This window comes from Arthrobacter sp. B3I9 (genome assembly GCF_030816935.1).
Classification (GTDB): Bacteria; Actinomycetota; Actinomycetes; order Actinomycetales; family Micrococcaceae; genus Arthrobacter.
In genome coordinates this window covers 1,897,596-1,924,067 of record NZ_JAUSYO010000001.1, presented here as the reverse complement: position 1 = coordinate 1,924,067, position 26,472 = coordinate 1,897,596, and the positions used below count along the sequence as shown (strand labels likewise).

General features: G+C 66.2%; 26 protein-coding genes and 4 tRNA genes. 15 read left to right on the top strand and 15 right to left on the bottom strand.

The features are described 5' to 3' along the window. Positions 1-52: 52 nt before the first annotated feature. Together tig and QFZ65_RS09035 are read right to left on the bottom strand one after the other, a co-directional pair. Positions 53-1,453, bottom strand: coding sequence for a trigger factor (gene tig, locus QFZ65_RS09040; protein WP_306909789.1), 1,401 nt, complete (start codon positions 1,451-1,453; stop codon positions 53-55). Positions 1,454-1,521: 68 nt separating this feature from the next. Beyond that, positions 1,522-1,596: transfer RNA gene (locus tag QFZ65_RS09035), tRNA-Pro, on the bottom strand. A 148-nt stretch (positions 1,597-1,744) separates the two neighbouring features. Between QFZ65_RS09035 and QFZ65_RS09030 the strand changes: the two genes are divergently transcribed. After that, positions 1,745-1,815, top strand: a tRNA-Gly gene (locus QFZ65_RS09030). 153 nt (positions 1,816-1,968) lie between these two features. On the opposite strand, the gene QFZ65_RS09025 is transcribed toward QFZ65_RS09030, so the two are convergent. From QFZ65_RS09025 to QFZ65_RS09015, 3 genes are all read right to left on the bottom strand, one after another. Beyond that, positions 1,969-2,919 (bottom strand): Fpg/Nei family DNA glycosylase, encoded by a 951-nt coding sequence (locus QFZ65_RS09025; protein WP_306909788.1) that lies wholly within the window; start codon positions 2,917-2,919, stop codon positions 1,969-1,971. Further along, entirely contained in the window at positions 2,919-3,410 is a 492-nt protein-coding gene (locus tag QFZ65_RS09020) for a ribose-5-phosphate isomerase (RefSeq protein WP_306909787.1), read from the bottom strand. The genes QFZ65_RS09025 and QFZ65_RS09020 overlap by 1 nt, the downstream gene beginning before the upstream one ends. A 78-nt stretch (positions 3,411-3,488) precedes the next feature. Continuing rightward, positions 3,489-4,547 carry a hypothetical protein gene (locus QFZ65_RS09015; protein WP_306909786.1) on the bottom strand — a complete coding sequence of 353 codons (1,059 nt, stop codon included), beginning with the start codon at positions 4,545-4,547 and terminating at the stop codon, positions 3,489-3,491. Between the two features lie 211 nt (positions 4,548-4,758). Here QFZ65_RS09015 and pepN point away from each other — a divergent pair, with 211 nt between their 5' ends. Both pepN and QFZ65_RS09005 read left to right on the top strand, forming a co-directional pair. After that, complete coding sequence (gene pepN, locus QFZ65_RS09010) at positions 4,759-7,317, top strand: aminopeptidase N (RefSeq protein ID WP_306909785.1); 2,559 nt, start codon at positions 4,759-4,761, stop codon at positions 7,315-7,317. Next, on the top strand, positions 7,314-7,793 hold the full coding sequence (locus QFZ65_RS09005) for an OsmC family protein (RefSeq protein ID WP_306909784.1): 480 nt from the start codon (positions 7,314-7,316) through the stop codon (positions 7,791-7,793). The genes pepN and QFZ65_RS09005 overlap by 4 nt, the downstream gene beginning before the upstream one ends. Positions 7,794-7,844: 51 nt before the next feature. On the opposite strand, the gene QFZ65_RS09000 is transcribed toward QFZ65_RS09005, so the two are convergent. Continuing rightward, positions 7,845-8,843 carry an NAD-dependent epimerase/dehydratase family protein gene (locus QFZ65_RS09000; protein ID WP_306909783.1) on the bottom strand — a complete coding sequence of 333 codons (999 nt, stop codon included), beginning with the start codon at positions 8,841-8,843 and terminating at the stop codon, positions 7,845-7,847. A gap of 179 nt (positions 8,844-9,022) precedes the next feature. On the opposite strand from QFZ65_RS09000, the gene QFZ65_RS08995 reads away from it, so the two are divergent. Further along, complete coding sequence (locus QFZ65_RS08995; RefSeq protein ID WP_373427636.1) at positions 9,023-9,625, top strand: mechanosensitive ion channel family protein; 603 nt, start codon at positions 9,023-9,025, stop codon at positions 9,623-9,625. After that, on the top strand, positions 9,622-10,080 hold the full coding sequence (locus tag QFZ65_RS08990) for a globin (protein WP_306909781.1): 459 nt from the start codon (positions 9,622-9,624) through the stop codon (positions 10,078-10,080). The genes QFZ65_RS08995 and QFZ65_RS08990 overlap by 4 nt, the downstream gene beginning before the upstream one ends. 89 nt (positions 10,081-10,169) lie before the next feature. Here QFZ65_RS08990 and QFZ65_RS08985 read toward each other — a convergent pair whose 3' ends face one another. Next, the gene (locus tag QFZ65_RS08985) at positions 10,170-10,829 is read right to left on the bottom strand and encodes a hypothetical protein (RefSeq protein ID WP_306909780.1); all 660 of its coding nucleotides are present in this window, start codon (positions 10,827-10,829) and stop codon (positions 10,170-10,172) included. 63 nt (positions 10,830-10,892) lie between these two features. Between QFZ65_RS08985 and QFZ65_RS08980 the strand changes: the two genes are divergently transcribed. Beyond that, positions 10,893-11,804 (top strand): acyl-CoA thioesterase II, encoded by a 912-nt coding sequence (locus QFZ65_RS08980; RefSeq protein WP_306909779.1) that lies wholly within the window; start codon positions 10,893-10,895, stop codon positions 11,802-11,804. Positions 11,805-11,926: 122 nt separating this feature from the next. On the opposite strand, the gene ettA is transcribed toward QFZ65_RS08980, so the two are convergent. From ettA to QFZ65_RS08965, 3 genes are all read right to left on the bottom strand, one after another. Beyond that, positions 11,927-13,609 carry an energy-dependent translational throttle protein EttA gene (gene ettA / locus QFZ65_RS08975; RefSeq protein ID WP_306909778.1) on the bottom strand — a complete coding sequence of 561 codons (1,683 nt, stop codon included), beginning with the start codon at positions 13,607-13,609 and terminating at the stop codon, positions 11,927-11,929. 64 nt (positions 13,610-13,673) lie between these two features. Next, positions 13,674-14,195 (bottom strand): hypothetical protein, encoded by a 522-nt coding sequence (locus tag QFZ65_RS08970; RefSeq protein WP_306909777.1) that lies wholly within the window; start codon positions 14,193-14,195, stop codon positions 13,674-13,676. Positions 14,196-14,275: 80 nt separating this feature from the next. After that, entirely contained in the window at positions 14,276-14,821 is a 546-nt protein-coding gene (locus QFZ65_RS08965) for a single-stranded DNA-binding protein (protein WP_306909776.1), read from the bottom strand. A 622-nt stretch (positions 14,822-15,443) separates the two neighbouring features. Here QFZ65_RS08965 and QFZ65_RS08960 point away from each other — a divergent pair. The 4 genes from QFZ65_RS08960 to QFZ65_RS08945 all read left to right on the top strand — a co-directional run bounded on the left by QFZ65_RS08960 (position 15,444) and on the right by QFZ65_RS08945 (position 17,734). Continuing rightward, positions 15,444-15,686 carry a hypothetical protein gene (locus QFZ65_RS08960; RefSeq protein ID WP_306909775.1) on the top strand — a complete coding sequence of 81 codons (243 nt, stop codon included), beginning with the start codon at positions 15,444-15,446 and terminating at the stop codon, positions 15,684-15,686. 221 nt (positions 15,687-15,907) lie between these two features. After that, positions 15,908-16,900, top strand: a complete 993-nt coding sequence (locus tag QFZ65_RS08955; protein WP_306909774.1) for an IS481 family transposase — start codon at positions 15,908-15,910, stop codon at positions 16,898-16,900. A gap of 134 nt (positions 16,901-17,034) precedes the next feature. Beyond that, the gene (locus tag QFZ65_RS08950; RefSeq protein ID WP_306909773.1) at positions 17,035-17,385 is read left to right on the top strand and encodes a hypothetical protein; all 351 of its coding nucleotides are present in this window, start codon (positions 17,035-17,037) and stop codon (positions 17,383-17,385) included. 276 nt (positions 17,386-17,661) lie between these two features. Next, positions 17,662-17,734, top strand: a tRNA-Arg gene (locus QFZ65_RS08945). Positions 17,735-18,052: 318 nt separating this feature from the next. Here QFZ65_RS08945 and QFZ65_RS08940 read toward each other — a convergent pair. After that, the gene (locus tag QFZ65_RS08940; protein WP_306909772.1) at positions 18,053-19,069 is read right to left on the bottom strand and encodes a magnesium and cobalt transport protein CorA; all 1,017 of its coding nucleotides are present in this window, start codon (positions 19,067-19,069) and stop codon (positions 18,053-18,055) included. A gap of 257 nt (positions 19,070-19,326) precedes the next feature. Between QFZ65_RS08940 and QFZ65_RS08935 the strand changes: the two genes are divergently transcribed. Further along, positions 19,327-19,842 (top strand): lipopolysaccharide assembly LapA domain-containing protein, encoded by a 516-nt coding sequence (locus tag QFZ65_RS08935; RefSeq protein WP_306909771.1) that lies wholly within the window; start codon positions 19,327-19,329, stop codon positions 19,840-19,842. Here the strand turns inward: QFZ65_RS08935 and map are convergent. Together map and mptB are read right to left on the bottom strand one after the other, a co-directional pair. Then, on the bottom strand, positions 19,839-20,606 hold the full coding sequence (gene map / locus QFZ65_RS08930; protein WP_306909770.1) for a type I methionyl aminopeptidase: 768 nt from the start codon (positions 20,604-20,606) through the stop codon (positions 19,839-19,841). The genes QFZ65_RS08935 and map overlap by 4 nt on opposite strands. 27 nt (positions 20,607-20,633) lie before the next feature. Next, complete coding sequence (mptB, locus tag QFZ65_RS08925; protein WP_373427574.1) at positions 20,634-22,190, bottom strand: polyprenol phosphomannose-dependent alpha 1,6 mannosyltransferase MptB; 1,557 nt, start codon at positions 22,188-22,190, stop codon at positions 20,634-20,636. 158 nt (positions 22,191-22,348) lie between these two features. Here mptB and orn point away from each other — a divergent pair, with 158 nt between their 5' ends. The 4 genes from orn (at position 22,349) to def (ending at position 25,079) form a co-directional block, all read left to right on the top strand. Further along, complete coding sequence (gene orn, locus QFZ65_RS08920; RefSeq protein ID WP_306909769.1) at positions 22,349-22,987, top strand: oligoribonuclease; 639 nt, start codon at positions 22,349-22,351, stop codon at positions 22,985-22,987. A gap of 133 nt (positions 22,988-23,120) precedes the next feature. Then, a tRNA-His gene (locus tag QFZ65_RS08915) sits at positions 23,121-23,193 on the top strand. A gap of 114 nt (positions 23,194-23,307) precedes the next feature. Continuing rightward, positions 23,308-24,462: an acyl-CoA dehydrogenase family protein gene (locus tag QFZ65_RS08910; RefSeq protein WP_306909768.1), complete on the top strand. Its 1,155-nt coding sequence runs from the start codon at positions 23,308-23,310 to the stop codon at positions 24,460-24,462. Between the two features lie 44 nt (positions 24,463-24,506). Continuing rightward, positions 24,507-25,079 (top strand): peptide deformylase, encoded by a 573-nt coding sequence (gene def / locus QFZ65_RS08905; protein ID WP_306909767.1) that lies wholly within the window; start codon positions 24,507-24,509, stop codon positions 25,077-25,079. 155 nt (positions 25,080-25,234) lie between these two features. On the opposite strand, the gene QFZ65_RS08900 is transcribed toward def, so the two are convergent. Further along, positions 25,235-25,945 (bottom strand): alpha/beta fold hydrolase, encoded by a 711-nt coding sequence (locus QFZ65_RS08900; protein ID WP_306909766.1) that lies wholly within the window; start codon positions 25,943-25,945, stop codon positions 25,235-25,237. A gap of 9 nt (positions 25,946-25,954) precedes the next feature. Next, on the bottom strand, positions 25,955-26,407 hold the full coding sequence (locus tag QFZ65_RS08895) for a DUF1579 family protein (RefSeq protein ID WP_306909765.1): 453 nt from the start codon (positions 26,405-26,407) through the stop codon (positions 25,955-25,957). Between the last annotated feature and the right edge of the window lie 65 nt (positions 26,408-26,472).

Sequence of the window (26,472 nt, the reverse complement as noted above, 5' to 3'; positions counted from 1 at the left end):
CAGCCCCCGGATCACGGATCCGAGGGCTGCCGGTGGTACTGGCGGGTTGCCGTTAGAACTTCACGGCCGCCGGGTCGTCATTCTTGGCCTCGGCGGGGGCTGCCTCGGAGGTTTCCTCTTCGACGCCGGCTTCAACCTCGGTTTCGACCGGAGCCTCTTCGCCGCCGGGGCGGACGAAGTCGCTGAGGTCAACCGTGTTGCCCTCGGAGTCGGTGACCTCGGCCTGGCCGAGGACAACCGCCAGTGCCTTGCGGCGGCGGACCTCGGAAACCATCATGGGGACCTGGCCGCTCTGATCGATGATCTGGGCGAACTGGTTCGGGTCCATGCCGTACTGGCTGGCCGTGGTGACGATGTAGTCGATCAGCTCGTTCTGGCTGACATTGACTTCTTCCTTTTCCGCAATGGCGTCAAGGATGATCTCGTTCTGGAAGGAGCGGGCCGTGTTGGCGCGGACCTCGGCGCGGTGCTCCTCGGTGTCGTGCTCGCCTTCACCGTGGGAGTTCTCGGCGCTGAAGTGCTGCTCCAGCTGCTCTTCGACGACCGAGTCCGGAACGGGAACCTCGACGAGCTCAACGAGCTTGTCCAAGACCTTGTCGCGGGCTTCTACGCCCTGCTCGACGACCTTGGATTCGGAGGCCTGCTTGGCGAGGTCCTCACGGAGCTCGGCCATGGTGTCGAACTCGGAGGCCAGCTGGGCGAACTCGTCGTTGGCCTCGGGAAGCTCGCGCTCCTTGACGGCCTTGACGACAACCTTGACCTGCGCGGCTTCGCCGGCGTGGTCGCCGCCCACGAGGGTGGTGTCGAAGATGGCGTCCTCGTCGGCGCTGAGGCCGGTGACGGCCTCGTCAAGGCCTTCGAGCATGGTGCCGGCACCAACCTGGTAGGACAGTCCGGAAGCGGAGTCGACCTCGGCGCCGTCGATGGAGGCTGCGATGTCGATGGTGAGGAAGTCCTTGTCGGCCGCAGGGCGGTCGACTGTCTTCAGCGTGCCGAAGCGGCCGCGGAGCTCGTCCAGGGCGGTCTCGACGTCGGCGTCGGAGGACTCAGCGGCGGCAACCTCAACCTTGATGCCGGCGTAGTCCGGCAGCTCGATCTCGGGACGGACATCAACCTCGGCGTGGAACTTGAGCTCGCCGTCGGTGGCGGACGGGTCCGGAACCTCGGTGATTTCAACCTCGGGGCGGCTCAGCGGGCGGATGCCGGTTTCCTGCACGGCGGCCTGGTACCAGCCGTTGAGGCCCTCGTTGATGGCAGTCTCGAGCACGTAGCCGCGGCCGACGCGCTGGTCGATGAGCTTGGAGGGAACTTTGCCCTTGCGGAAACCGGGGACCTGAATCTGCGAAGCAACAGTCTTGTATGCCTCTGCGATGCTGGGCTTCAATTCCTCAAAGGGGACCTCAACATTGAGCTTGACCCGCGTGGGGGTGAGGTTCTCGACAGCGCTCTTCACAGTCTAAGTACTCCTGGTTTTAGGGGGTTGGGTTCTGCCTTGCCACAAACTGGGCCGTAACCGCAGAGTCGGGGTGACAGGATTTGAACCTGCGACTTCCTGCTCCCAAAGCAGGTGCTCTAGCCAAGCTGAGCTACACCCCGTAAGTGCACAGAACAGTCTACGGTCATCCTGCGGGGATTTGCACATTTGACACTGGGGCCCTGAATTAGGTTTAGTTGTATCTGGCTTCAACAGCCGCCCGGAAGTTTGCCCGACTGCGCAGCAGGAATGCAGGACGGTCAAGATCCCGGGGACGTAGCTTAATGGTAAAGCCTCAGTCTTCCAAACTGATTACGCGGGTTCGATTCCCGTCGTCCCCTCCGAAATATGAAGCAAAAGCCCCTCCCCGGAGGGGCTTTTTTGCGCCCGGGCCCATCGATTGCTCCACAACTGCCCTTCTCGCGGGTCAAAAGGGCGGTTACGGAGCAATCGATAGGCCGACGGCGGCCCCGGGGCGGGTCAAGGGTTCATGCTCAAATCTGCTGGCATCCAGGGCACCAGTAGAGTTTCCGGGCGCCAAGATCCGTGAGCGCCACCGGGGTTCCGCAGTTCCGGCACTCCAGGCCCTGCCTCCGGTAGACAAAGTGGGCTTCCTCCGGGGCCGGCAGGCCTCCGCCCGGTACCCCGGCTGTTGCGGGGCTCCAGTAATGGGGCGGCGTGGTGATGATCCGGCCGTGGCGGACGCCGTCGGACATCATGGCGACGGTGTCGTCCCAGAGCCGGGTGGCGGCGTCGGCAGCCAGGGCCTTCCCGGCGAGCCAGGGGTCGAGCCGCTGCCGGAAGAGCAGCTCGGCGCGGTAGACGTTCCCGACGCCGGCAATCACTTTCTGGTCCATCAGCAGGGCCGCCAGGGGCGTGCGCCTGGCCCGCACGCCGGCGACGAAGGCGTCCCGGTCGCCGGGGCGGTTCCGGAGCGGGTCAGGGCCAAGCCGGGCCAGGACAAGTTCGCTTTCCGCCCTTGTGACCACTTCGCAGGTGGTGGCGCCGCGAAGGTCAGCCCAGCCATGCGAACCGGCCAGGCGGACGCGCACGGCACCCACCGGGTCGGGCGGACCCGAGTAGCTGTCCGCGCCGGCGTCTCCCGGGTAGCTGCCAGCCAGGGCGGCGGCGTCCGGTGCGTTGTCGAAGTCTTCCCGCTCCCCCACCTTGCGGGGTGCGCCGATGCTCGAGGCGCCGCGGAACGTTGCATCACCGCCGAAGTTCCAGGCCCCGTACAGGCCCAGGTGGACATGGAGCAGCAACCCGTGCTCGAACCCAAGGAACAGGTGCTTGCCGTGGGCAACGGAGGACGTCAGCACATGGCCGTCCAGCAGCGCCGCGCCCTGCGCGAACCGCCCCTGCGGGCTCGAGACCGCGAGCCGCTCCCCCTGGAAAACGTCAGCGAACTGGCGGGCCAGCCGGTGGACGGAATGGCCTTCCGGCACTAGTCGATGACCTCGCCCGTACGCTCGTAGGCCGCGATCTTGTCGATCCGGCGGACGTGGCGCTCATCGTGGCTGAAGGGCTCGGCCAGGAAAGCCTCAATGATGGAGGTGGCCTCCTCGACACTGTGCTGGCGGCCGCCGACAGCGACGACGTTCGCGTCGTTGTGCTCACGGGCAAGTTTCGCGGTGGACAGGTTCCAGGCCAGCGCGGCCCGCACACCCTTGACCTTGTTGGCAGCAATCTGCTCGCCGTTGCCGGATCCGCCCAGCACGATGCCGAGGGCGTTGCGGCCCGCCGCCTGGTCGGCCACGACGGCGAGCGCGGCGTTGATGCAGAAGGAGGGGTAGTCATCCTGCGCGTCGTAGGTCGCGGGCCCGTGGTCCACCACGTTGTAACCCGTGGAGCGGAGGTGGCTCACGAGGTGTGCACTGAGTTCCATGCCGGCGTGGTCTGTTGCGATGTGCACGGTCGGGAGATCTGTGGAGGTCACGGCTATCCGTTCAGTTGGGGGCAGGACAGCTCGGGTACAGGAGCTGCCGGGGGCGGTTCTGGGCCGGTTCCAAGACTACTAGTGCGCCGGCCGCCGGCCGCGCCGGGCCTCCGGAACTTCTCGGAGGAGCCGGTCACAGGGCCGCCGTGTCCCCACCGTGGCGGGCGCGCTCGGCAACCCGGTGGAGAGGACCCTTGCCACGTGCTCGGCGGACGCGGCACTGCCGCTGCTGACGGCCAGTTTGCGCCCGTCGGAACGGTCGACGACGACGGCAGGGCCGCTGCTGACCAGCAGCGCCGTGGCTCTGCCGGTACTGCGGTATCCCCAGCCGCCGTAGTCGGCAGCCTTGACGTCCTTCGGCGTCGCCGCCTCGATGGCTGCGGCAGGAACGTCCATGACCCGCAGGAAGCCTGCGGCGAAGACGCGCAGGCCGCTGCGGTCAACCCGCACGCGGGCGACCAGGAATGCCGCGGCGAGCAGGCCCAGGACCACCAGGACCGCAGCAAGCCACGGCACGGCGATGGTCAGCAGTGCGGCCGGAAGCACGCAGGCGATCCCCAGCATCACGAAAACGGAACTGCGCGCGTGCACCCACAGGCTCACCGCATCCCGTCCGACATCGGGATCCAGTTCGCGTTGCAGGGCCGCCTCCATGGCCCGGTCATCGTCGGTGGACCAACGCTCGTCCGCCTTGAAGACGAACCCCATCACAAAACCGAGGCCCACAGCAGCGCCGCTGCCCAGGGCGAGCACGGTGATGTCCACCCGGGACTCCCTCGCGTCCGCCAGGCCGAGCTGGCCGACAAGGACGGCGGCCAGGACCGTGGTGACGAAGAGGCTGATCGTCAGGCCGGCCCCCATCATGATCCGCCGCATCACCGCGGGACGGGAGAGCGGGGCGGCCTGCACCAGCGCGGCCCAGCCGATCAGCACAATCAGGGCGGCCCCCACTCCGACGACGGCACCGAAGGGTGCGAAGTCGGCAGCACCGCCCTCGGCCCAGCGGACCGCGAGCGGCTCGGGCAGGTCGGCCTGGATCAGAAGGGCACAGACCACGAAGCCGACGGCAAGCATCACGGGGAACCCCAACGCAAACCGCAGGGCCCTGGCGTCCACAGAATCCCGAAGCTTTCCCATACTCCAACGCTACCCCCGGCCGCCGCCGGGGGTGAGACGCCGGGGCAGGCGGGTGCGGACGGCCACGCCCGGAAGGGCACCCATGCAGGCACGCCGGTAAGGGCACCCAGCAAAATCCATGTGACCCGCGCAACTTGCCAAGGGACCTCAGCGTGAAAGAATAACTTCACGTCAACGCCGAGACTTTCCTGGAGGCCCCACTTTGCCCGGTATGAACCTGACACGCGCCGAAGCACGCGAGCGCGCTGAACTGATCGAGGTCGAGTCCTACGAGGTCAGCCTGGACCTGACCCGCGGCGAGAAGGTCTTCGGCTCCACCACCGCCGTGAAGTTCACGGCCACCCCGGGCGCCTCGACGTTCATCGACGCCGTGACGCACGCCGTACACAGCGTGATGCTCAACGGGCGGGAGCTGGATCCGGCCGAAGTTTCCGACGGCATCCGGATCCAGCTCCCGGACCTGGCCGCGGTGAACGATCTGCTGGTGGTGGCCGAGGCCCCGTACATGAACACCGGCGAGGGACTGCACCGCTTCGTGGATCCGGTGGACAACGAGGTCTACCTGTACACCCAGTTCGAGGTCCCGGATTCCCGCCGGATGTTCGCCGTTTTCGAACAGCCCGACCTCAAGGCGAGCTTCACGTTCACCGTCACCGCGCCGTCGCACTGGGCCGTGGTGTCCAACTCCCCCACGCCGGTGCCGGTCGAGACCATTCCCGGCGAGGACGGCAGCGCCCGCTCCGTCTGGGAGTTCGCCCCCACGCCTCGGCTCTCCTCCTACGTCACCGCCCTGATCGCCGGACCGTACCAGTCCGTCCGCAGCGAGGTGACATCGGCGGACGGGAAGGTCACGCCGCTGGGCATCTTTGCCCGCAAATCCCTCATGCAGTACCTGGACGCGGACAACATCTTCGAACTGACCCGCCAGGGCTTCGAGTTCTTCGAGGCACAGTTCGGCTGCCCCTACCCGTTCGAGAAGTACGACCAGCTGTTCGTGCCCGAGTTCAACGCCGGGGCGATGGAAAACGCCGGGGCCGTCACCATCCTCGAGGGTTACATCTTCCGCAGCAAGGTCACCGGTGCGCAGGTGGAGCGCCGCGCCATCACCGTGCTGCACGAACTGGCGCACATGTGGTTCGGCGACCTGGTGACGATGCGCTGGTGGAACGACCTCTGGTTGAACGAATCCTTCGCCGAGTACATGTCCCACCTTGCCGCCGTCGAGAACACGAAGTTCGACTCCGCCTGGACCACCTTCGCCTCCGTGGAGAAATCCTGGGCCTACCGCCAGGACCAGCTCCCCACCACGCATCCGATCTTTGCCGAGATCAACGACCTGCGGGACGTCGAAGTGAATTTCGACGGCATCACCTATGCCAAGGGCGCGTCCGTGCTGCGCCAGCTGGTCGCCTGGGTGGGCCCGGATCAGTTCATGGCCGGCGTCCGGGAGTACTTCGGCAAGCACGCCTGGCAGAACACCGAGCTGAGCGACCTCATGGCCGAACTCGAGAAGGCAAGCGGCCGGGACCTCGACCAGTGGGGCCGGCTCTGGCTGGAGACCGCCGGCGTGAACACGCTGAAGCCAGAGCTGTCCGTGGATGAGGACGGCACGATCTCCTCCTTCGCAATCCTGCAGTCCGCCACCGAAGACCAGCCCACCATCCGCCCGCACCGCCTCGCCGTCGGCTTCTACAACCTCACCGCTGCCGGGAAGCTCGAGCGTGTCCACCGCGAGGAGCTCGACGTCGGCGGCGAACGCACCGAGGTTCCGGCGCTCGCCGGACTCGCGCAGCCGGACCTGGTCCTGCTCAACGACGACGACCTCGCCTACGCCAAGGTCCGCCTCGACCCGAAGTCGCTCGCGACCGCCACGGCGCACTTGAAGGACTTCAGCCAGAGCCTCCCCCGTACCCTCGTCTGGGGCTCCGCCTGGGACGCGGCCCGGGACGGTGAAACCCCGGCCCGCGGCTACGTGCAACTGATCCTCGCCAACATCGCCGAGGAATCCGATTCCTCCGTCATCCTGGTCCAGCTCCGCCAGCTGGCCACCACGCTGAACTTCTACGTGGCAGAGGAGCACAAGGAAGCCACGGCCGTTGCCGCGGCGGACCGGCTGTGGGAGCTCGCCTCCGGCGTTCCGGCCGGCTCGGACGCGCAGCTGCAGTTCGTGAAGTCCTATGCCCTCCTTGCCCGCAGCGCAGGACAGCTGGAGAACGTCGCCGGGCTGCTCGACGGCTCTGTGACCCTCGAGGGCCTCGCGGTGGACCAGGACCTGCGCTGGGAACTGATTACGTCCCTCGTGGTTGGCGACCGGGCCGGGCAGGAGCTGATCGACGCCGAGCTGGAGCGCGACAACACCGCCACCGGGCAGAATGCCGCGGCCCTCGCCAAGGCAGCCATCCCCACCCCCGAGGCCAAGGCCGCCGCCTGGGAGTCGATCGTGGTTAAGGGAGACCTGTCCAACGCCCTGCAGGGATCCGCCGTCAACGGCTTCACCCGGGTGCTGGAAACTGCCCTGCTGGAGCCTTACGCCGAGAAGTACTTCGAGGCCGTCCCGGGCATCGTCAAGGAACGCACGCACGCCCTGGCGCAGCAGATCGTCGTCGGGCTCTACCCGGCACAGCTGACCAGCCAGGCAACCGTGGACCGCACCGACGAGTTCCTTGCCTCGCTGCCGGAGGACAGCGCCGCGCTGCGCCGGATGATGCTGGAAAACCGCGACGGCGTGGTGCGTGCACTGCGGGCGCGGCAGGCGGACGTCGGCGCATGAGCCTCGACGAGCACCGCTACGCGCTGACGGTCACGTGGACCGGAAACCTCGGCGAGGGTACGGCCTCCTACCGGGGCTATTCCCGGGACCACGACGTCGAGATCCCGGGACTTCCGGTGCTCGGGGGATCCGCGGACCCCAGCTTCCGCGGCGACCGGACCCGGTTCAACCCCGAGCAGCTGCTGCTGGCGGCGCTGGCGCAGTGCCACATGCTGTCCTTCCTGCATGTGGCCGTCAAGCACGGGGTGGTGGTCAGTGCCTACGAAGACCACGCCGAGGGACTGATGCGGACCAACCGGGACGGAAGCGGCCAGTTCGAGTCCGTGACCCTCAAGCCCCGCGTGACGGTGGCTGCTCCGGCGGCTGTGGAGCTCGAGGAACTACACGCCGAGGCGAACAGGCTGTGCTTCATTGCCCGGAGCGTCAACTTCCCGGTGCTGCACGAGCCCAGCACGGTGTTCGAATACTCCGACTGAGGACTTCGGGACTGAGTACACAGGGACCGGGCGGTCAGGCGGACTCGGCGCTCAGGCGGTCTCGGCCCGGTACTCGCGCAGAAGCCGGCGCTCGGTCTCCGGGCTGAGCCCGGCTTTGCGTTCCCGGCCGAGACCGCGCTGGCGTTCGTCCGCCAGGGCGTCCCGCACGGTGTCCATCCAGGGGCGGAGCCGGAGCCCGGCCGCACGGGCGGGATCGTTGCTGCGGGACAGAAAGCCGTCCTGGCCGGGCGGCAACCAGAGCGGCAGCGAATCCGGTCCGGCCCAGTAGTTGGCGCCGTGCTCGGCAAGCCACTCGCCGGGGATGGCCACCACCTCCGCTTCTTGGTCGCTGAGCTGGCGGGCTTCTTCGAGGTAGGCAGCAAACGGAACGGTCTCGCCCACGGCGTTCAGGGTTCCGATGGTGCCTGCCCCGGCTGCGGCCAGGACCCAGGCCGCGAGGTCCCGGACGTCAATGACCTGGGTGGGGTCCGAAGGGATGTCCGGTATCAGCACGGGCTCCTGGTCCCGGGCGAAGCGGGCCGGCCAGTAGCCGTACCGGTCCGAGCTGTCACCGGGCCCGCCAAGGAGCCCCGGCCGGCAGATATGGGCTTTGTCCCCGGCCAGTTCTCGGGTCCGGTGTTCGATCGCGGCCTTGGCCTCGCCGTAGTTGTCCATGGTCAGGCCGGTGCCGGCAGCCAGCGGGGGCAGCAGCTCCGCGCCCTCCGCCGCCCCGGCGACCGAGTGGTCGGCGTAGACGGAGCAACTGGAGATGAAAGTCCAGTGCCGCGCAGTTCCGGCCAGGACTTCGAGGGCCTCGCGCGCGTGCTCCGGGTTCCGGGAGACGTCGACGACGGCATCCCATCCGGTGTTCTCCGCGTCCGTATAGGCGGCCTTGCCCGCTGAGCGGTCGGCCTGCAGCCACCGCGCCCCGGCCGGCGGCGCTGCGGCGGTCCCGCGGGCGAGGCACGTCACTTCGTGTCCGGCGTCGAGCGCCTGCCGGGCGATTTCCGCGGAGAGGAAGGCTGTACCGCCAAGGACCAGAATGCGCATGCCGCTACGCTACGGCGCTAATGTTGAAAGAGAACAGAGTGTTATGCGCCCGGCGAACGCCGCCCGGCAGCACAGCGCGGGAGCGCAGCAGCAAGGAGCAACCCCAGACGATGTACGGCTTTTCGACGACTACCCCCATCACCCCTCCGGATATCTCAGCCATCAATTTGCCCGGGGTCATGATCAGCATCGGGGTGGGTGTTTCCGTGTTTCTGGTGGCCACGTTCCTGATCGCCGGGATCACCAAGCGCGTCGCCGCCGGAACAACGTTCTTCAAGAAGCCGCACTTCCGCTGGGTTGCACCGGCGCTGCGCGCCCTGGACCACGAGCGCCGGGTCCAGCGGGCGAACACCATCGGCTCGCTGCTCAACAGCGTCGTCAGCGTCCTGGTCGCCGTGATCACCATCATGTACGTCTTGAAGAACCTGAACGTGGACATCGCCCCGTTGCTGACCAGCGTCGGCATCCTCGGTGTGGCCATCGGTTTCGGTGCGCAGCAGTTGATCCGGGACTTCCTGGCCGGCATCTTCATCACCATCGAGGACCAGTACGGCATCGGCGACATCATCGAAACGTCCGAGGTGGTGGGTGAGGTCGAGGCCATGGGGTTGCGGATCACCCGGGTCCGGGCCGACGACGGCGCCATCTGGTACCTACGTAACGGCGAGATCCTGCGCGTCGGCAACCGTTCCCAGGGCACGTACGTTCCTCCCGCCGAGGCAGAAGCGGAAACTTCCGGAGCCGCGGCTCACCCAGCAGAAAGCCGGAGAATAGCAATATGACGATTCCGATGGCCGGTGAACCCCGGCAGCCCAGGCAACTGATGCAGAACGACCCGTTCAGCCAGCCCGGATACACCGACAACTTTTACGATGCCGTGGGCGGCCACGACACGTTCGTGAAACTGATCGATGTGTTTTACGACGGCGTCGCCACGGATCCCCTGCTGCGGCCGATGTATCCGGAAGAGGACCTCGTTCACGCTAAGCGCCGCTTCTTGATGTTCCTTGAGCAGTATTGGGGCGGCCCGACGACGTACGGCGAGGAACGCGGGCACCCGCGGCTTCGGATGCGCCATCAGCCCTTCCGTGTGACGCCGGAGGCCAAGGAACGCTGGTTGTTCCACATGCGCGCCGCGGTGGACTCCCTGGAGCTGCCGCCGCTGTATGAGGGAACCCTCTGGGATTACATGGAGCGCGCTGCCCTCTCGATGGTGAACAGCCCGTCCGGAGCCTGATCCGGGCGCTGCCGGGGACGCGCGTCCCGGTCAGGCAGCGGGCCCGTTCCGTCAGCGGGACCCGTACCGTCAGGGGGACGGCGGCAGGATCAGAGTCCGGATCCGGTCCGGGCCAGCACATGCCCCCGGGGGCCGCTGAGCCGGAACCAGCGTCCGGCGCGGTACAGCTGCTGTTCGCCGTCCGCCAGGAATCCCAGCGTGAGCGCGGCGAAGGCGGCCCCGGCCGGCAGTCCGGCGGCGCCGGGGAGTTCCCGGCCCCAGACCGTGGCGCGGGCGTTGTTGACGATCAGCGCACCGGGCTTGTCGGGCATGATGGCGGCCACCTCGGTGATGCCGGCCTCGGCCGCGTCGCGCAGCTCCCGGTCCTGCAGCCGACCGACAATCTCCCAGCCGCCGCGGGGTGCCCCGACGCCGGCCCACGACTCGGTGACGTTCACGGGCGGCAGCGGCAGTTCGACGTCGTTCTCCCCTGCCCGGGCGAGCCGGTCCAGTACCGCGGACAGCGGGACGGTCACGTCGGTCTCGGCGGGCTGTGCCAGCGCCATGGTCCGCAGGCCGAGGATGGTCGGGGTTGCCTCGCCCAGCAGGCGGGGCCGTAATACGCACACATAGGCGGCCAGCACCGAGGCGGAGGCCTGGAGCCGGATGGCGCCGTCGTCGATGGACCTGGCACGGGTGGCGAAGGTGCGAAGGTCGGCAAGGTCGCGCGGATCAGTGAACTGCAGGGGCTGGGTTAGGACGTCAGACACATTATGGACTCTACCGGCTGCGCCTCTTTTGAGCGGTGCCGGGGTGACGTCTAGAGTCAGTCCATGACTGAAGTCGAAGCCGGATTGCAGGCGATGCCCGCCGAGGACCCCACCTCCTCCCTCCTCCAACTCCTGAACCTCGGCGAGCTGGAAGGTGCCCGGACGGATGAGGACATCTTCCTGGGCCCGTCGCAGCAGCAGCCGCGGCAGCGGGTTTTTGGCGGGCAGGTGCTGGCGCAGTCCCTGATCGCGGGAGGCCGCACCGTGCCCGACGGCCGCAACGTGCACTCCATGCACGGGTACTTCCTCCGCCCGGGTGACGCGAACAAGCCAATCACCTTCGGCGTCCAGCGGCTGCGGGACGGCCGTTCCTTTTCCGCACGGCGCGTCCACGCCTACCAGGATGGCACGCCCATCCTGTCCATGATCGCCTCGTTCCAGACCGAGGACGAGGGTATCGAGCACCAGTCCGAAATGCCGCCGGGAATACCGGACCCTGAGTCGCTGCCCAGCACGGCGGACCTCCTCGGCAAGTTCGACCATCCCGTGGCGCGGCACTGGTCGTACGAGAGGCCCTTCGACGTACGCCACGTCGATCCGGCGCTCTACGTTTCTGCCGACGGCCCGCGGGAGCCGCGGAATGCGGTGTGGATGAAGACGTTCGGACCGATGCCCGATGACGCAGGCCTGCACCGCGCCGCACTGGCCTACGCCAGCGACTACACAATCCTGGAACCCGTCCTCCGCCAGCACGGGCTGAGCTGGATCACGCCCGGGATGTCCGTCGCCAGCCTGGACCATGCCATGTGGTGGCACCGCCCCGTCCGGGTGGACGAGTGGCTCCTTTATGTCCAGGAATCCCCTAGTTCACAGGGAGCCCGGGGCCTGGCCACCGGCAAGATCTTCAGCCGAGACGGCCGGCACGTGGCCACGGTGGCGCAGGAGGGCATGGTCAGGGTCCCCACCGACGTGTAGGCACCGACCCCACCAACAAACGCAAAATGGCCGGCTCCCCGTGGGGAGCCGGCCATTTCGCTTGCCTAGCCTCGTTCACTTGCTGCCCGCGCGGAGCTTAGGTGCGGGTCAGGCCCCGGTGGTTAGTCGCGGGTGAGGCGGCGGTGGGTGACGCGGTGCGGCTTGGCGGCGTCGGGGCCGAGGCGCTCGATCTTGTTCTCCTCGTAGGACTCGAAGTTGCCCTCGAACCAGTACCACTTGGAGGGGTTCTCCTCGTCACCTTCGTAGGCGAGGATGTGGGTGGCCACCCGGTCCAGGAACCAGCGGTCGTGCGAAACCACGACGGCGCAGCCCGGGAATTCGAGCAGGGCGTTTTCGAGGCTGCTGAGGGTCTCGACGTCGAGGTCGTTCGTGGGCTCATCGAGGAGCAGCAGGTTACCGCCCTGCTTGAGGGTCAGGGCCAGGTTCAGGCGGTTGCGCTCACCGCCGGAGAGCACGCCGGCCTTCTTCTGCTGGTCCGGGCCCTTGAATCCGAAGGCGGCCACGTAGGCGCGGGACGGCATTTCGACCTGGCCGACCTGGATGAAGTCGAGTCCGTCGGAGACGACCTCCCACAGGGTCTTGTTCGGGTCGATTCCGCCGCGGCTCTGGTCGGCGTAGGAGATCTTGACGGAGTCGCCGATCTTCAGGTCGCCGCCGTCGAGAGGCTCCAGCCCGACGATGGTCTTGAACAGGGTGGTCTTGCCGACGCCGTTGGGGCCGATGACACCCACGATGCCATTGCGGGGAAGCGTGAAGGACAGTCCGTCGATCAGGGTGCGGTCCTCGAAGCCCTTCTGGAGGTTCTTCGCTTCCAGCACCAGTCCGCCCAGGCGCGGGCCCGGCGGGATCTGGATCTCTTCGAAGTCGAGCTTGCGGGTCCGGTCTGCCTCGGCAGCCATTTCCTCATAGCGCGCCAGGCGGGCCTTGGATTTGGTCTGGCGTCCCTTGGCGTTGGAGCGGACCCATTCGAGTTCCTCGCTGAGGCGCTTGGCCTGCTTGGCGTCCTTCTTGCCCTGGACTTCGAGGCGGGCGCGCTTCTTCTCGAGGTACGTGGAGTAGTTGCCCTCGTAGGGGTACAGGTGGCCGCGGTCCACTTCGGCGATCCACTCGGCCACGTGGTCGAGGAAGTACCGGTCGTGGGTGACGGCGAGGACGGCGCCGGCGTAGCTGGACAGGTGCTGTTCGAGCCACAGCACGCTCTCGGCGTCGAGGTGGTTGGTGGGCTCGTCGAGGAGCAGCAGGTCCGGCTTCTGGAGCAGGAGCTTGCAGAGCGCGACCCGGCGGCGCTCACCACCGGAGAGCAGGGTGACGTCGGCGTCGGCCGGCGGGCAGCGGAGCGCGTCCATGGCCTGCTCGAGCTGCGAGTCGAGGTCCCAGGCGTCGGCCGCGTCGATCGCTTCCTGCAGCTGGCCCATTTCCTCGAGGAGGACGTCGTAGTCGGCGTCGGGGCTGGCCATCTCCTCGGAGATCTCGTTGAAGCGCTGGATCTTCCCGTAGATCTCGCCGACGCCTTCCTGGACGTTGCCGAGGACGGTCTTGTCTTCGTTCAGCGGCGGCTCCTGCAGCAGGATGCCGACGGTGTATCCGGGGCTCAGCCGGGCTTCTCCGTTGGAGGGAGTGTCCAGCCCCGCCATGATCTTGAGAATGGTGGATTTACCGGCACCATTCGGGCCAACCACGCCGATTTTTGCCCCCGGGAAAAAGGACATGCTGACGTCGTCGAGGATAAGTTTTTCGCCAACAGCCTTACGGGCCTTGGTCATTGTGTAGATAAATTCCGCCATGCCTACAAATCTAGTGGCTCGGCCCGGATAACTCACATTCAATGAACGGCTGCGTACCTCACATTCAGGGAACCGCGCCGCCGACCAGGCACAGTCCGTCGGCCAGAACCGGAAGGGCGGTGACATGCACTGCGCCGCTGCGGACTTGTGCCACCAGGCAGCGATCGCCCTGCCTTACGCCGACTTCGACCGCATCGGGCTGCAACCCCGTCGGAGTGCGGTCCGCCGTTACCTCGACGTCCGCCGCGGGGAACCCCGCAGTGACCAAAGCGTTCCGAAGCTGCTCAGAGGCGGGATTTCCGTGCTCGCTGGCACCGCGCAGGACCGCCTCGACCCTGGCTTGGGCAGCGGCGTCGGCCTGGTCCGCGGCTGCCCAGTCCGCCGCCGGGTCCGGTGCCCCCGGGACCGGGGCCGGGGCCGCAGCCGACGAGGCAGGGGCCGGGGGCGGCGCGAGGGATGCCGGCGCGGAGCCGGTCGCGCCGTCTCCACCGCCGGCACCGACGCCATTACCGGCACCGGTCGAGCATCCAACGGCCATCAGCAGCGGCAATGCCAGAAGCGCAAGGACGGACACACGCCATCGCACAGAGCTGTTCCCGCTCTGCCTTAATACGCTTCCCGCCCCTGCACGCAACACCTGGCAAGTCTGCCACGCGGCTCCTGGGATCAGGATGCAGCTCCCCTCAGTTCACCCGTTTCCTGATCAAACTCCTGCATCTCGCCGGTCGCGTCGTCGATGAACGTCGTGGCGAAGTCATCTCCATCCCGGTCCGCCTCCACCTCCGGATCGTCGCCGCGGGGCTCCTCGTCGCCGGGCGTCATGGCGGGCTGGGTGGCGGCTCCCTGTCCCCCGGCGCCGGCCATGCGGATGAAGTTCGCCGAGCCCCACATGAGGTCGTGGCCAACGGATTCGGCGTCGATTTCCACCGCGTGATGAACCCGCCCGTCCTTTTCCCAGCTGCGCAGCTTAAGTCGCCCGACGACGATGATGCGCTGGCCCTTCTTGATGCTGCAGCCCATGTTCCCCGCCAACTGGCGGTAGCCCTGTACCGTGAACCAGTTTGTATTGCCGTCAACCCAGCGGCCGGCGGTGCGGTCGAAGCGCCGTTCGGTGGAGCCCATGCGGAACGACGCCGTGGGCACACCTCCGGGCGTCGTCGAGCTTTTGATCTCCGTGGCGACGAAGCCCCGGACCGTGATGTTGTCACTCATTCTTCTGTCCTGTCTCGAAGTGTTCTGCCTAAGCGGGCACTTCCAGCGTCGATCAGGCGCCGCCCGGCGGGCAGGCCCGAAGCGCGCCATGTGGAAAACCGCGGCCCGGAGACGCTGTTGGGGACAAGTTCTTCATAGTTGCGACGGCTGGCTCGTGCGATGAAAGGTACGAGCATGCTTCTGCTCGTCGTCAACGATGATGTCTTAAGTGCCGACGTCAAAGACAGGGAGCTACCGAACGTCCTGACCTACGTTCTGCGTGCAACAACAGCGTCCCGCAGCCACACGTCGCGTCTGGCCCGAAGCACAACGCTGACGACATCGTCAGGATCCATGCCATTTGCGAACGCGGGTCTCGGCAGCACCAGTAAATCTGAACGTAGATCATCCGCTTCTGATCTGGGCTGTTCGCGGTAGACACCACCGGCCCTGACTTATCCGAAACAAGAGCCGGTGGTGTGTACGCGCACTAGTGGGCAGTTGGCTGGGCGCTTTCCTTGGGCGTGCAAGTGAGCACGCCCAATGGCTCCGCAATGAGAAGCGTCAGGTCTATCACCGGTACATACAAGCCGGAAGGTTCCTGGCCGACGCTACGAGCCGACCACCTTCGTTAGTAAAACGCGTGAACGACGAAATTCATGCCAACTCGGAGGTTCTTCTCGCGGGCGACGTCGATTTCTTCATCCCGAAGCATCTCGAGAAGACGCTTTCCGCCTTCACCACAGCGACTCTCAATGCTTTTGCGCGTCCTCACAACGAGCACATCTCGGCGAAGATGACCCGCGAAGAGGCATCCGAGAACTTCAGAGAGGCCTACGACAAGCTCCGTTTGGCCATGAGGAAGGATCTCGGCATCCGAGATTGAACAGACGGGGCCTGACTTGGGTACTTTTGGGCCATGGACGCCGAGACGTTGAGATTGATAGTGACCACCTGTGGAGTAGTTGTTGCGGGCCTAGGTGTACTGCCCAGGGACGTTGGTTCGGTCAATGTGGTGACTCGCTGGAGTCGTTGACCCCAAGGTGAGGACCTCCGGTTGCACAGTGGAGTTGCTTAGACAACCGCTGCAGCGACCAGGAGGTCCTCATGTCCCACGCTAATGCCGCTTTGACTCCGCGCCAACGTTTACGCGTTGCGCGTCTCGTCGTAGACCACGGTTGGCCTGTGTCCCGGGCCGCCGAACAATTCAACTGCTCCTGGCCCACCGCCAAGCGCTGGGCTGAACGCTACGCCGCTATGGGCCAGGCGGGCATGGCCGACAGATCCTCGCGCCCGCACCGGGTGGCGAACCGGACCGCGCAGCAGCTGGTGCGCAAGGTCGTGCATCTGCGCTGGAAGCAACGGTTGGGGCCGGTCGCGATCGGAGCGAAGCTGGCCATGCCCGCCTCGACGGTCCACGCAGTCCTGGTCCGGTGCCGGCTGAACCGGTTGCATCACATCGACAAGCGCACCGGAGAAGTCATCCGCCGCTACGAACATGAGACACCGGGGGCGATGATCCACGTCGATGTGAAGAAGCTCGGCAACATCCCGGACGGTGGCGGCTGGCGCTACGTTGGCCGACAGGAAGGCAACAGGAATCGGGCAAGTACCCCTGCCAAACCGCATAGCAGCTACCGCAACCCGCTGATCGGCACCGCTCACGTGCATACCGTCATCGATGACCACTCCCGGGTCGCCTACGCCGAGATCCATGGCGACGAAACAGCTGCCACCGCCGTGGGAGTGCTGAAACGGGCCGTGTCCTGGTTCGCTGCCCGCGGCGCCACCGTTGAGCGGGTTCTCTCCGACAACGGATCGGCCTACAAATCCCACCTCTGGCGGGACACCTGCCGGGAACTGAACATCAAGGTCAAGAAGACCCGCCCCTACCGCCCGCAGACCAATGGAAAGATCGAACGGTTCCACCGGACCCTCGCCGACGGGTGGGCTTTCAAGCGCTTCTACGCCTCCGAATCAGCCCGCAGAAACGCGCTCCCGGCATGGCTGCACCACTACAATCACCACAGGCCCCACACCGCAATCGGAGGCCGCCCGCCCATCAGCCGCTTAACCAACCTGCCTGACCAGTACACCTAGGCGGTGCCGGTCTTACGGCCTACGTAAACAGGAAGAACGTCCGAGACGCGCATAAGGCAGAGCTGGATCTCTGGAAGCTCAACAAGAACCATGAGCAGGCAGAGGCGACACTGGCGAAGAAGGAAGCCCTTTACGTGAAGTTCCTTGTGACTTTCGATGAGTACGAAAGCCTGCTGGTCCGAGGACATTTCGGTAATCCGCGACGGCTGGACGAACGCGAAGTACTTCGGCTGAGACAGGACCTTCAGGGCATGCTGAACACGGTCCGCCTCTTCACCGACACAGATCTCGTCGATCAAGCAATGACAGCCATGCTGGTGGCAAGCACGGGGCTCTTGACGGTGATTGAGGACTCCATCAATGAGAAGCGGGCCGTGGATAACGACGCGTTTGTCAAGGCGCAGTCCGAGATCACCAAGTCTAGAGGGATGGGGATCGTTGCAATGCGCTTGAGCCTTGGACACTTCGAGAAGGCCAGTAAATAGAGCCTTTTGAAACTGTCTATCAGTTCGTGTTGCCGTCAACCCAGCGCCCGGCGGTGCGGTCGAAGCGCCGCTCGGTCAAGCCCATGCGGAACGAAGCCGCAGCGGCCCGGCGGGCAGGCCCGAAGCGCGCCATGTGGAAAACCCGCGGCCCATAGACGCTGTTGGGGACAAGTCAGAAGGTGCCGGGCTGAAATTCGGCTTTGTCCTGCCCGCCTTCGGATGAAAGGCACTGTAAACTTTTTGAGGCGCAGCCCGGTAAGTGTGGCGGGCGGTCATGCCCCAGTAGCTCAGGGGATAGAGCAGCGGCCTTCTAATCCGCCGGTCGGGGGTTCGATTCCCTCCTGGGGCACCGAGGAAAAGCGGCTCTGGCCTGCGGAAACGCACGCCGGGGCCGCTTCTTTGTTCCGGGCGATGCCGGCTCCCCAGCTTTTCCAAGGGTCGGGCCGCTACCGTCGTCGTTGCAGGCTGGGTGATGCGTGAGCGCGAACTGACCATTGTTTCCGGCCCGCGCCGTGCGCAGAACGGTTGAGGACCACGGGCTTGTGCACGGTAATCACAACTGAATAGACAACTGTATAGCCCGCCGGCACCTCACCGCCGGCGGGCACTTCATTGTCTGCCCACCACCAGGATTTCCGCCTACCCGTGGATCTCCGGTCCCGGAATCCTAGATCCACTTGTTGTGTTTGAACGTCCAGAACAGCGCCAGGCCCATCCCCACCATCAGCCCCAACGCCATCGGATAACCGAAGACCCAGTCGAGCTCGGGCATCGAGCGGAAATTCATGCCGTAGATCGTGCCGATCAACGTCGGCGCGAACAAAATCGCAGCCCATGAGGAAATCCGCTTGACCTGCTCGTTCTGGGCGTAGCTGGATTCTGTCAGCAGCCGCATCTCGTCGTTCTGCCGCTGCGCCACGAGCGCGGCGTTGACCGCCAGCGCGTTCTGCAGCAGGGCGCGGAAAGCCGTGATGCGTTCACTGAGGCGCAGCACGTGGTCCAGCACATCCCTGAAGTGGTCCTGCAACTCCGGTCCGGGATGGCGGTTACGCGATTCGGCCATCAGCGTCTGCAGGATGGCATTGAGGGGTGCGGTCGCACGCTGGAACATGATGACCTGCCGGGATAGTTCGTAGATCCGGCGGGAGACACCCGGGTCCGCCGCGAAGAGGTCGTCTTCGATCTCGTCGACGTCGTTCTCCAGGCCGGTGGCCACGGGCTCGTACTCGTCGACCACCTGGTCAAGAATCGCGTAGAGCACCGCGTCCGGGCCGAGTGCCAGGAACTCCGGGTCAGCTTCCATCCGCCGCCGGACGCGGGCAAGGTCGGGCGACTCGGCGCGGCGGACAGTGACGACGAAATCCGCACCGGTGAAGACGTGGATCTCTCCGAACTCGACCTTTTCCAGGTCGTCCAGGTAGCGGGCCGGGCGCAGCACCAGAAAAAGCGTCTCGCCGTAATGCTCCACCTTGGCCCGCTGGTGGCCCGCCAGTGCATCCTCGACGGCCAGATGATTGAGGTCGAATTCGTCCGCGACCGATTGCAGCTCCTCCGCGTCCGGCCGGTAGAGCCCGATCCAGGCCATGCCCTGGCGCTGGCGCAGGATGAAGTACGTCTCTTCCAGGCCTTCGGGGTCAGCGGTCCGGTGACCGTCCACATAGACGGCGTTGTCGATGATGGTCACGGCCGCACCTCCTCCGTCAGGCACCCCTTTGCCCTGACGTTATACCGCCGCACCGGCAGTGCCAACAGCGGGCCCCGCAGTGCCGCCACGTGCGGCGCCGGTGGGGTGGTGGACCCGAATCCTCATGATCAGTAGGCTTACTATTGATTCAAGGGCAGTGGCCGGAAGCTTCCGGCCTCCGCCGCCACAAGGGACGCCGCCCGGCGTCGAGCCGCTCATCCCGCCCGCCGGGACGACTCGTGAAAGGTACGGCCGCCATGACCCAGACACCCCGAGAGTTCGACCCCACCGAACCCGCGCAGCAGCCTCCGGCGGCCGGCAACGCCGGCTACACGGACAGCGGTTACGCCAGCGAGGCCTCGCCCGCAGGGACGGATGCGGATTTTGCCGCCGGGACCACTGCGGGACCCCGAACGGACGGCGTCGCCACTGTTGGTGGCCCGGGCAGGACGCCGGCAGGAACGGCCGGAACAGACCGCTCCGGCCCGGCGGAAAGCCCGGAACAGCGCAAGGTCACCCGGGCGGGAATGGTCTGGGTTGCCGTCGCCTCCGCACTGGTGGTGCTAATCCTGCTGATCGTGTTCATTCTGCAGAACCAGGACTACGTCCAGGTGAAATTCTTTGGCCTGGAGGGAGCGGTGGCCCTGGGCGTCGCCTTGTTCATCGCCGCCGTCGGAGGCGGAGTCCTGGTGGCAATCGCCGGCGCCGCACGCATCATCCAGCTGCGGCTCGCCGCCCACCGGCAGCGGATCAAAGGCAGCGCCCGCCGCTAAGGCAGGGTCAGGATGACCGGACCGTCCGCCGTGACCGCCACGGTGTGCTCGCTGTGGGCGGCCCGGCGGCCGTTCGCCGAGCGGAGGGTCCATTCGTCGTCGTCGTGGAAATAGTCGTCGTTGCCCCCGAGGATCAGCATCGGCTCGATGGCAATGACGAGCCCCTCGGCCAGCTTGATGCCGCGGCCGGGCCTGCCGTCATTGGGCACATGCGGATCGGCGTGCATGGCCTTGCCGATCCCGTGGCCGCCGTGGTCCGCAAGGAGGCCATAGCCGGCGCGGCGTGAGGCGCCGCCGATCGCGTAGCCGAGGTCGCCCATCTTGTTCCCGATCCGGGCGGCATCAATGCCCCGCGCCAGGGCGGCGTCGGTGGCGTCGATCAGCCCCTGGTCCGCGGGGTCCGGCGTGCCGACGATGAAGCTGATGGCGGCGTCGCCGCACCAGCCTTCGAGGAAGGCGCCGCAATCGACGCTGAGCAGGTCACCGTCCCGGAGCCGGTAGTCGTTGGGGATCCCGTGCACAACGGCGTCGTTGACGCTGGTGCAGATGACCCCCGGGAACGGGACTGACGCCCAGCGCGGCTTGTAATTCAGGAACGCGGGCGTGGCGCCGGCCTCGGCAATCACTGCCGCCGCAAGGGTGTCCAGATCCTTCAGGGACACTCCGACCGCGGCGGCGCTCCGGACAGCCGCCAGGGTGTTCGCGACCACCCTGCCCGCCTCACGCATCAGGGCAATCTCGGCTGGAGTCTTAATCATGGCCATGGCTCCAACTCTAGGGCCACAGACCGCCTAGATGACCGGCCTGGTGGTGACCGGTTCCTCCGGCTTGCTGAACAGCATCTTCGTCTTCGGGTCGAGGAAAATCAGGTAGAGGGCGAAGAGCAGGGCGATGATCGCGGCGGCGTTGCGGGCCAGGGCGAGGGCCAGGCCCAGGTCCGCCGTCTGCAGGTACGGGAAGACTTCCAGCTGGTCGGAGATGGCGTACACCATGAAGAAGGAGACGATGAAGTAGAGCGCCTTGACCTGCCAGTCATCTCGGATGCCTGTAACCGCAAAGAGCGGAATGAGCCAGACGACGTACCAGGACTGGATCATCGGGGCCAGGACGACGACGGCGGCGAACGCCAGCGTCAGGCGGCGCATCAGGCGGTCGTGGTCCCCCCGGAAGATCTGCCAGGCAACGATTCCGAGCGCGAGCAGCTTGCCGGCGTCGTACACCCACTTGGCGAGCCCCCACCCGTCGAGGCCGAACGCATTGGAGATCGAGGCGACCACAAGGCCCAGCAGCCCGACCGGGGCGTACCAGATCCAGATACTGCCCGGAGCGGAAAGTCCGTTGATCCAGCCGAAGCCGAAGCCGTTGACCAGGCTCATGGCGTAGAGCAATGCCAGGCTGATTCCGGCGGTGAGGCCCCAGTACACAAACTTCCGCGGCCAACTGGCGTTCTTGCCGGCCCAGAGCAGGCCGATGAAAGGCAGGAACACGATGGTGATGGGCTTGACGGAGATGGACAGCGTGACGAGCACCAGCCCGAGGATGACGCGGCGGGTAGCGCAGTAGTACAGCCCCGCCAGGGCCAGCCCGATCATCAGCGCATCGTTGTGGACGCTGGCGATGAAGTTGGTGAGGAACAGCGGATTGGCCGCGGTCAGCCACAGCGCGCGATGCGCGTTGACCCCGTGCAGCTCGGCAAGCTTGGGCACGTAGACCACGCACAGGACGATGCCGACCAGGGCTGCGAGCCGGAACAGCATGATGCTGCCTTCCGGATGCACGTTCGTGACCCAGACGACCGCCTGCTCGATCCAAAGGAAAAGCTGGCCATAAGGAACAGGAGCCTCGGTCCACATCTTGTCGGCGCCGAGCTGGAAATAGTTGGACAGCGCCGAGATGCCGTTTTCGTAGGGGTTGAAGCCTTCCACCATCAGGCGGCCCTGGCCGATATAGGCGTAGACGTCGCGGCTGAACAGCGGGACGGAGAACATCAGCGGCAGCCCCCAGGCGACGACTGCCTGCAACGTCGCCTTGCGGGCACCGGCGCCCCAAACCTGCACACGCTGGCCCAGCCGCAGCCAGGCACGGACCAGCAGCATCCCGCCGAAAGCCAGCAGGACGATGCAGACGCCCACGCCGACGGCTTCGGTGCGCATCCAGATGAACAGCGGGACCCTCCGGAGCTCGGAGGCCGGCGCGAGCCAGCCGACACCCAGCGAACCGATCGCCATGAACATTGATCCGACGAACCCCGCCAGCAGTGGCGACCGGGCGTTATCCACTTCTGCCACAACCACCGAAGGGGACGTACCTTCGACCGTCTTCCCCGTCGCCGGTACAGGCGCCATCATCTCAGGATCGTCCAATCTGTCGTGGGGCTCGTATCCGCCCGCGGCGGCCGCACGGGCTGGCCTGGGAGCACGCCGCGAGAACGAAAAACTTCGAAGGCTGCGTACCCGAAATCCTAGCATCGGACAGCTGAACGGGGACGAAACGGTAGGCTGGGCGCGTGCCTATTACTAACGAACGCATCGTCTGGATCGACTGCGAAATGACCGGCCTGGACACGAAGAACGACGCCCTCATCGAGGTGGCCGCGCTGGTGACCGACTCCGAACTCAACATCCTGGGCGACGGCGTCGACGTCGTCATCAAGCCGGACGACGCCGCACTGGCCCAGATGGGCGATTTCGTGCGGGACATGCACACGCGGTCCGGGCTGCTGGCGGAACTGCCGCACGGCAAAACGATGGCGGAAGCCCAGGCCATGGTGCTGGACTACATCAAGAAGTGGGTGCCGGATCCCAAGAAGGCACCCCTGGGCGGCAACTCGGTGGGTACGGACCGCGTCTTCCTGGTCCGGGACATGCCCGAACTGGTGGAGCACCTGCACTACCGGGTCATCGACGTGAGCACCATCAAGGAGCTGTCCCGGCGCTGGTTCGCGCGGGCCTACTTCCAGTCCCCCGCCAAGCTTGGCGGCCACCGCGCCCTCGGCGACATCAAGGATTCGATCGACGAGCTGCGCTACTACCGCGAGGCCGTGTTTGTTCCGGCCCCCGGACCTGACAGCGCCACGGCCCAACAGATCGCCAAAAAGGTCATGGCGCCGGCCGGGACGAGCCCCGCGGAGCAGCTCCCGGGGTAATCTGCGCCACGTTTTCCGGAAATTTTCGCCTGAAACCGGAAAAGTGGCGAAAGCTGCCCCGAAGAGCAGGTAAGCTATTTGTCGTTGCCTTTTCGGCCAGCCGGTTCAACCGGAGGGCATGGCGGGGCACATGGTGGGCGTAGCTCAGTTGGCAGAGCGCCTGGTTGTGGTCCAGGAGGTCGCGGGTTCAACCCCCGTCGCTCACCCTCATGAAGGACGGCTTAATTGTCCGACCTTAGACGAAGGCCGTACCGGATATCCGGTGCGGCCTTTGTTGTCTGTCCAGCGTCGTCCAAGGACCTGTCACCGGAAGGACTGCAATGAAGCGCACGCTCTTTGAAGAAGACCACGAGATGTTCCGTGAGATGGCAGCCGAATTCAATGCCAGGACCGTGGCCCCGCATTACGCCCAATGGGACAGGGACCACATGATGTCCCGCGAGCTGTGGACGGCGGCCGGTGAACAGGGCCTGCTGGGCCTCGCGGTTCCGGAGGAGTTCGGCGGCGTGGGCATGGCCGACTACCGGTTCCGGGCCGTGCTGGACGAGGAGTTCGCCAAGAGCAACCACCTCGCGGTAGGCCTCGCCTTCCACCTGCACGACGACATGGTCCTCCCCCACCTGCTGGCGTACGCTTCGGATGACCTCAAGAGCCGCTGGCTGCCCGGCATGGTGTCCGGTGAGACCGTCACGTCCATCGCCTGGACCGAACCCGGTGCCGGCTCAGACCTGCGCGGCATCCGCACGAAAGCCGTCCGCGACGGCGACGGCTGGCTGGTCAGCGGGCAGAAGACCTTCATCGGCAACGGCATTTCCGGCGATGCCTCCCTGGTCCTGGCCCGGACCGACGGCGGCACAGGCCGGGGAAACCACGACTCCTTCTCCCTCTTCATGGTCCGCAAGGGCGAGGGGTACAACACCGGCAAGCAGCTGGACAAAATGGGCCTCAAGGCCTCGGACACGGCCGAGCTGTTCTTCGACAACGTCCGCGTCCCGCACGCCGACCTCGTGGGTGAGGAGGGCAAGGGCCTGCAGTACGCCGCCGAGCAGCTCCCCCAGGGCCGGCTCGCGATCGCCGCGGCAAGCTCCGCCGTCGTCCGGGCCATCTACGAGGCGACTGTCCGGTACACGAAGGAACGCAATGCCTTTGGCGAACGTGTTATCGACTTTCAGAACAGCCGCTTTGCCCTTGCCGACATCCTCACCGAGGTGGAGGTCACCGAGGCTTATGTGGACCAGGCGATTCTCGCCTTCAACGCCGGAGAGCTCGACGCCGCCGCCGCCGCCCGTGCGAAGCTGTGGGCTTCCGAGCGCGCCAAGTCCATCACCGACCGCTGCCTGCAGCTGCACGGCGGCTACGGCTACATCATGGAGTACCCCGTAGCCCAGGCCTTTCTCGCCGCCCGCCTGCTGACGATCTTCGGCGGCACCAATGAAATCATGCGCGACGTCGTCGGTCGCACTATCGCCGGCTGAGCGTTCCCAAGCACCGCCAAGAAGCATTCGAGGACACACCTGACATGACCGTTCTGCCAATCACCATCTGGGGCGAGCCGGTACTGCACCGCCGGGCGGCTGAGGTCGAAGTTTTCGACGACGAACTCCGCACCCTGATCGCGGACATGTTCGAGACCAACGACGCCGCCAACGGCGTCGGCCTCGCCGCACCCCAGGTCGGGGTGGGCAAGCGGCTCTTCGTCTACAAATACGCCAACGACGACGGCGCCCCGCCGTCCGGAGTCGTGGTCAACCCGGTGCTGACGCTCTCGAAGGTATCGGGCGCGCTGCCGGACCCGGATGAGGAAGAGGAAGGGTGCCTGTCCTTTCCGGGCGGGCAGTACCCGCTCAAGCGCGCCGAGTGGGCACGCGTCCAGGGATTCGACGGCGACGGCAAGCCTGTGGAGTTTGAGGCCACCGGCTGGTTCGCCCGGGTGATCCAGCACGAATACGACCACCTCGACGGCAAGCTCTACGTCAACCGGCTGATCGACCGGTACGCACGCAAGGCCATGAAGCAGGCCAAGAAAAGCGGCTGGGGCGTCCCCGGGCTGACGTGGATGCCCGGCGTGGACCCGGACCCGTTCGGGCACTGACGTCCCGGGTGACCCTAGTCGCGCGCGCGGAATCTCCCCAACTTTGACGCCGACGGGCAGGAATTCGACGGCGGTTTGGCGCGACACACCGGCAGCGAGTCCCAAAGGAGGGGAATTTGCGCGGAACCTCCTCAGTTCAGAACTGCCACGGCGGGCTAGTTCCCGGAAGCCCGTTCGAGGGCGGACCGGATCGCGGCGCCGAGCTCGGCCGGCCTGGTGAACTGCGGCCAGTGGCCGGTGGGCAGATCGATATATTCGACGTCCCGGACCCGTCCGAGCTCCGCGACGTACGGGTGGCCGGCCTCGATCATTTGCGTCAGCATCGAGGACGGGAATTCGCAGGCGATCACGGTGGCTGGAACGTCATAGCGGCGTTCGTCGCCGAGATGCTGCTGGTCCTGCGCCACCGCCTTCGGCTGCGGGATGGCGCGGGCGCGGAACATGGCCCGCAGCTCGTCTGTCAGGTCGACAAGGTCCTCGTCCTCGAACAGTTCCCACGGCGGCAGCGGCATGTCGTTGCCTTCGGTGGGCAGTTCGTCGTTGATGACCCCGCCCTCGGCGAGCGGGCCGCTGTCCACGTAGATTGCCCGCGCCACCCGGTCTGGGCGGGCGTCGACGGCGCCGTGAATGATGGCTCCCCCGCCGGAGTGGCCCACCAGGACCACGGGTGCGTCGAAGGCATCGATCTTCGCCACGACGGCGTCAACATGGGTGCGCAGGCCGATGCCCGCCCGCGGAGCATCGGCGGACTCGAGGCCGGGCAACGTCAGGGGGTAGACCTTGTGCCCGGCCGCGACGAGGGGAGGTGTGACCTCATCCCATGACGAGGCGTCCAACCAGAATCCGGGTACGAGAATGATGTCCATTCCGGCACCCTACCGTTGGAGTGCGAGCTCCACCACCTGGTAGGGGTTCTCGCCCGGCACGATGTTGTGCATGGTGATGCGGGCGTCCGGAGCCGGGTGGAGGTGGATCTGCCAGCCCCAGTCCGGGCCGGTCGGCGCGGCGTAGGAGCCGTGGAGCAGGAGGACACCGTCTTCGCCGACAGTCCCGGAGAACTGCATAAGTGCCCTGCCCGTGTGCCAGGAGTCCACCCAGACCGCAGTGGCCGGTTCCGCGTCAGTGGCTCCTCCGGCCATCAGCAACAGGCCTTCCTGCGGGCTCTCGCCGTCGGACCAGGTGTAGGCGATGCTCGCGAAGTGCGCGGCCGTCACTTCTACGGTGGCGGTGGCCGCCGAGTCCTGATAATCATCCGTCGGCATGAGCCGGGAGCGGTTTGTTCCCTGCCAGCTGCCCAGCAGCGGCGTCACGTATCGCACAATGTCCATGATGCAGTCTACTGAGCAAGTCCGTCTTCGTATCATCAACCCGGCCTTCCGCGTACGCCTCCGAT

Coding starts and splice junctions, on each gene's coding strand:
- QFZ65_RS09015 (WP_306909786.1), bottom strand. CDS start 4,547: ATGGGAAAGCTTCGGGATTCTGTGGACGCCAGGGCCCTGCGGTTTGCG.
- pepN (WP_306909785.1), top strand. CDS start 4,759: ATGAACCTGACACGCGCCGAAGCACGCGAGCGCGCTGAACTGATCGAG.
- QFZ65_RS09005 (WP_306909784.1), top strand. CDS start 7,314: ATGAGCCTCGACGAGCACCGCTACGCGCTGACGGTCACGTGGACCGGA.
- QFZ65_RS09000 (WP_306909783.1), bottom strand. CDS start 8,843: ATGCGCATTCTGGTCCTTGGCGGTACAGCCTTCCTCTCCGCGGAAATC.
- QFZ65_RS08995 (WP_373427636.1), top strand. CDS start 9,023: ATGATCAGCATCGGGGTGGGTGTTTCCGTGTTTCTGGTGGCCACGTTC.
- QFZ65_RS08990 (WP_306909781.1), top strand. CDS start 9,622: ATGACGATTCCGATGGCCGGTGAACCCCGGCAGCCCAGGCAACTGATG.
- QFZ65_RS08980 (WP_306909779.1), top strand. CDS start 10,893: ATGACTGAAGTCGAAGCCGGATTGCAGGCGATGCCCGCCGAGGACCCC.
- ettA (WP_306909778.1), bottom strand. CDS start 13,609: ATGGCGGAATTTATCTACACAATGACCAAGGCCCGTAAGGCTGTTGGC.
- QFZ65_RS08965 (WP_306909776.1), bottom strand. CDS start 14,821: ATGAGTGACAACATCACGGTCCGGGGCTTCGTCGCCACGGAGATCAAA.
- QFZ65_RS08955 (WP_306909774.1), top strand. CDS start 15,908: ATGTCCCACGCTAATGCCGCTTTGACTCCGCGCCAACGTTTACGCGTT.
- QFZ65_RS08935 (WP_306909771.1), top strand. CDS start 19,327: ATGACCCAGACACCCCGAGAGTTCGACCCCACCGAACCCGCGCAGCAG.
- map (WP_306909770.1), bottom strand. CDS start 20,606: ATGGCCATGATTAAGACTCCAGCCGAGATTGCCCTGATGCGTGAGGCG.
- mptB (WP_373427574.1), bottom strand. CDS start 22,190: ATGATGGCGCCTGTACCGGCGACGGGGAAGACGGTCGAAGGTACGTCC.
- QFZ65_RS08910 (WP_306909768.1), top strand. CDS start 23,308: ATGAAGCGCACGCTCTTTGAAGAAGACCACGAGATGTTCCGTGAGATG.
- def (WP_306909767.1), top strand. CDS start 24,507: ATGACCGTTCTGCCAATCACCATCTGGGGCGAGCCGGTACTGCACCGC.
- QFZ65_RS08900 (WP_306909766.1), bottom strand. CDS start 25,945: ATGGACATCATTCTCGTACCCGGATTCTGGTTGGACGCCTCGTCATGG.
- QFZ65_RS08895 (WP_306909765.1), bottom strand. CDS start 26,407: ATGGACATTGTGCGATACGTGACGCCGCTGCTGGGCAGCTGGCAGGGA.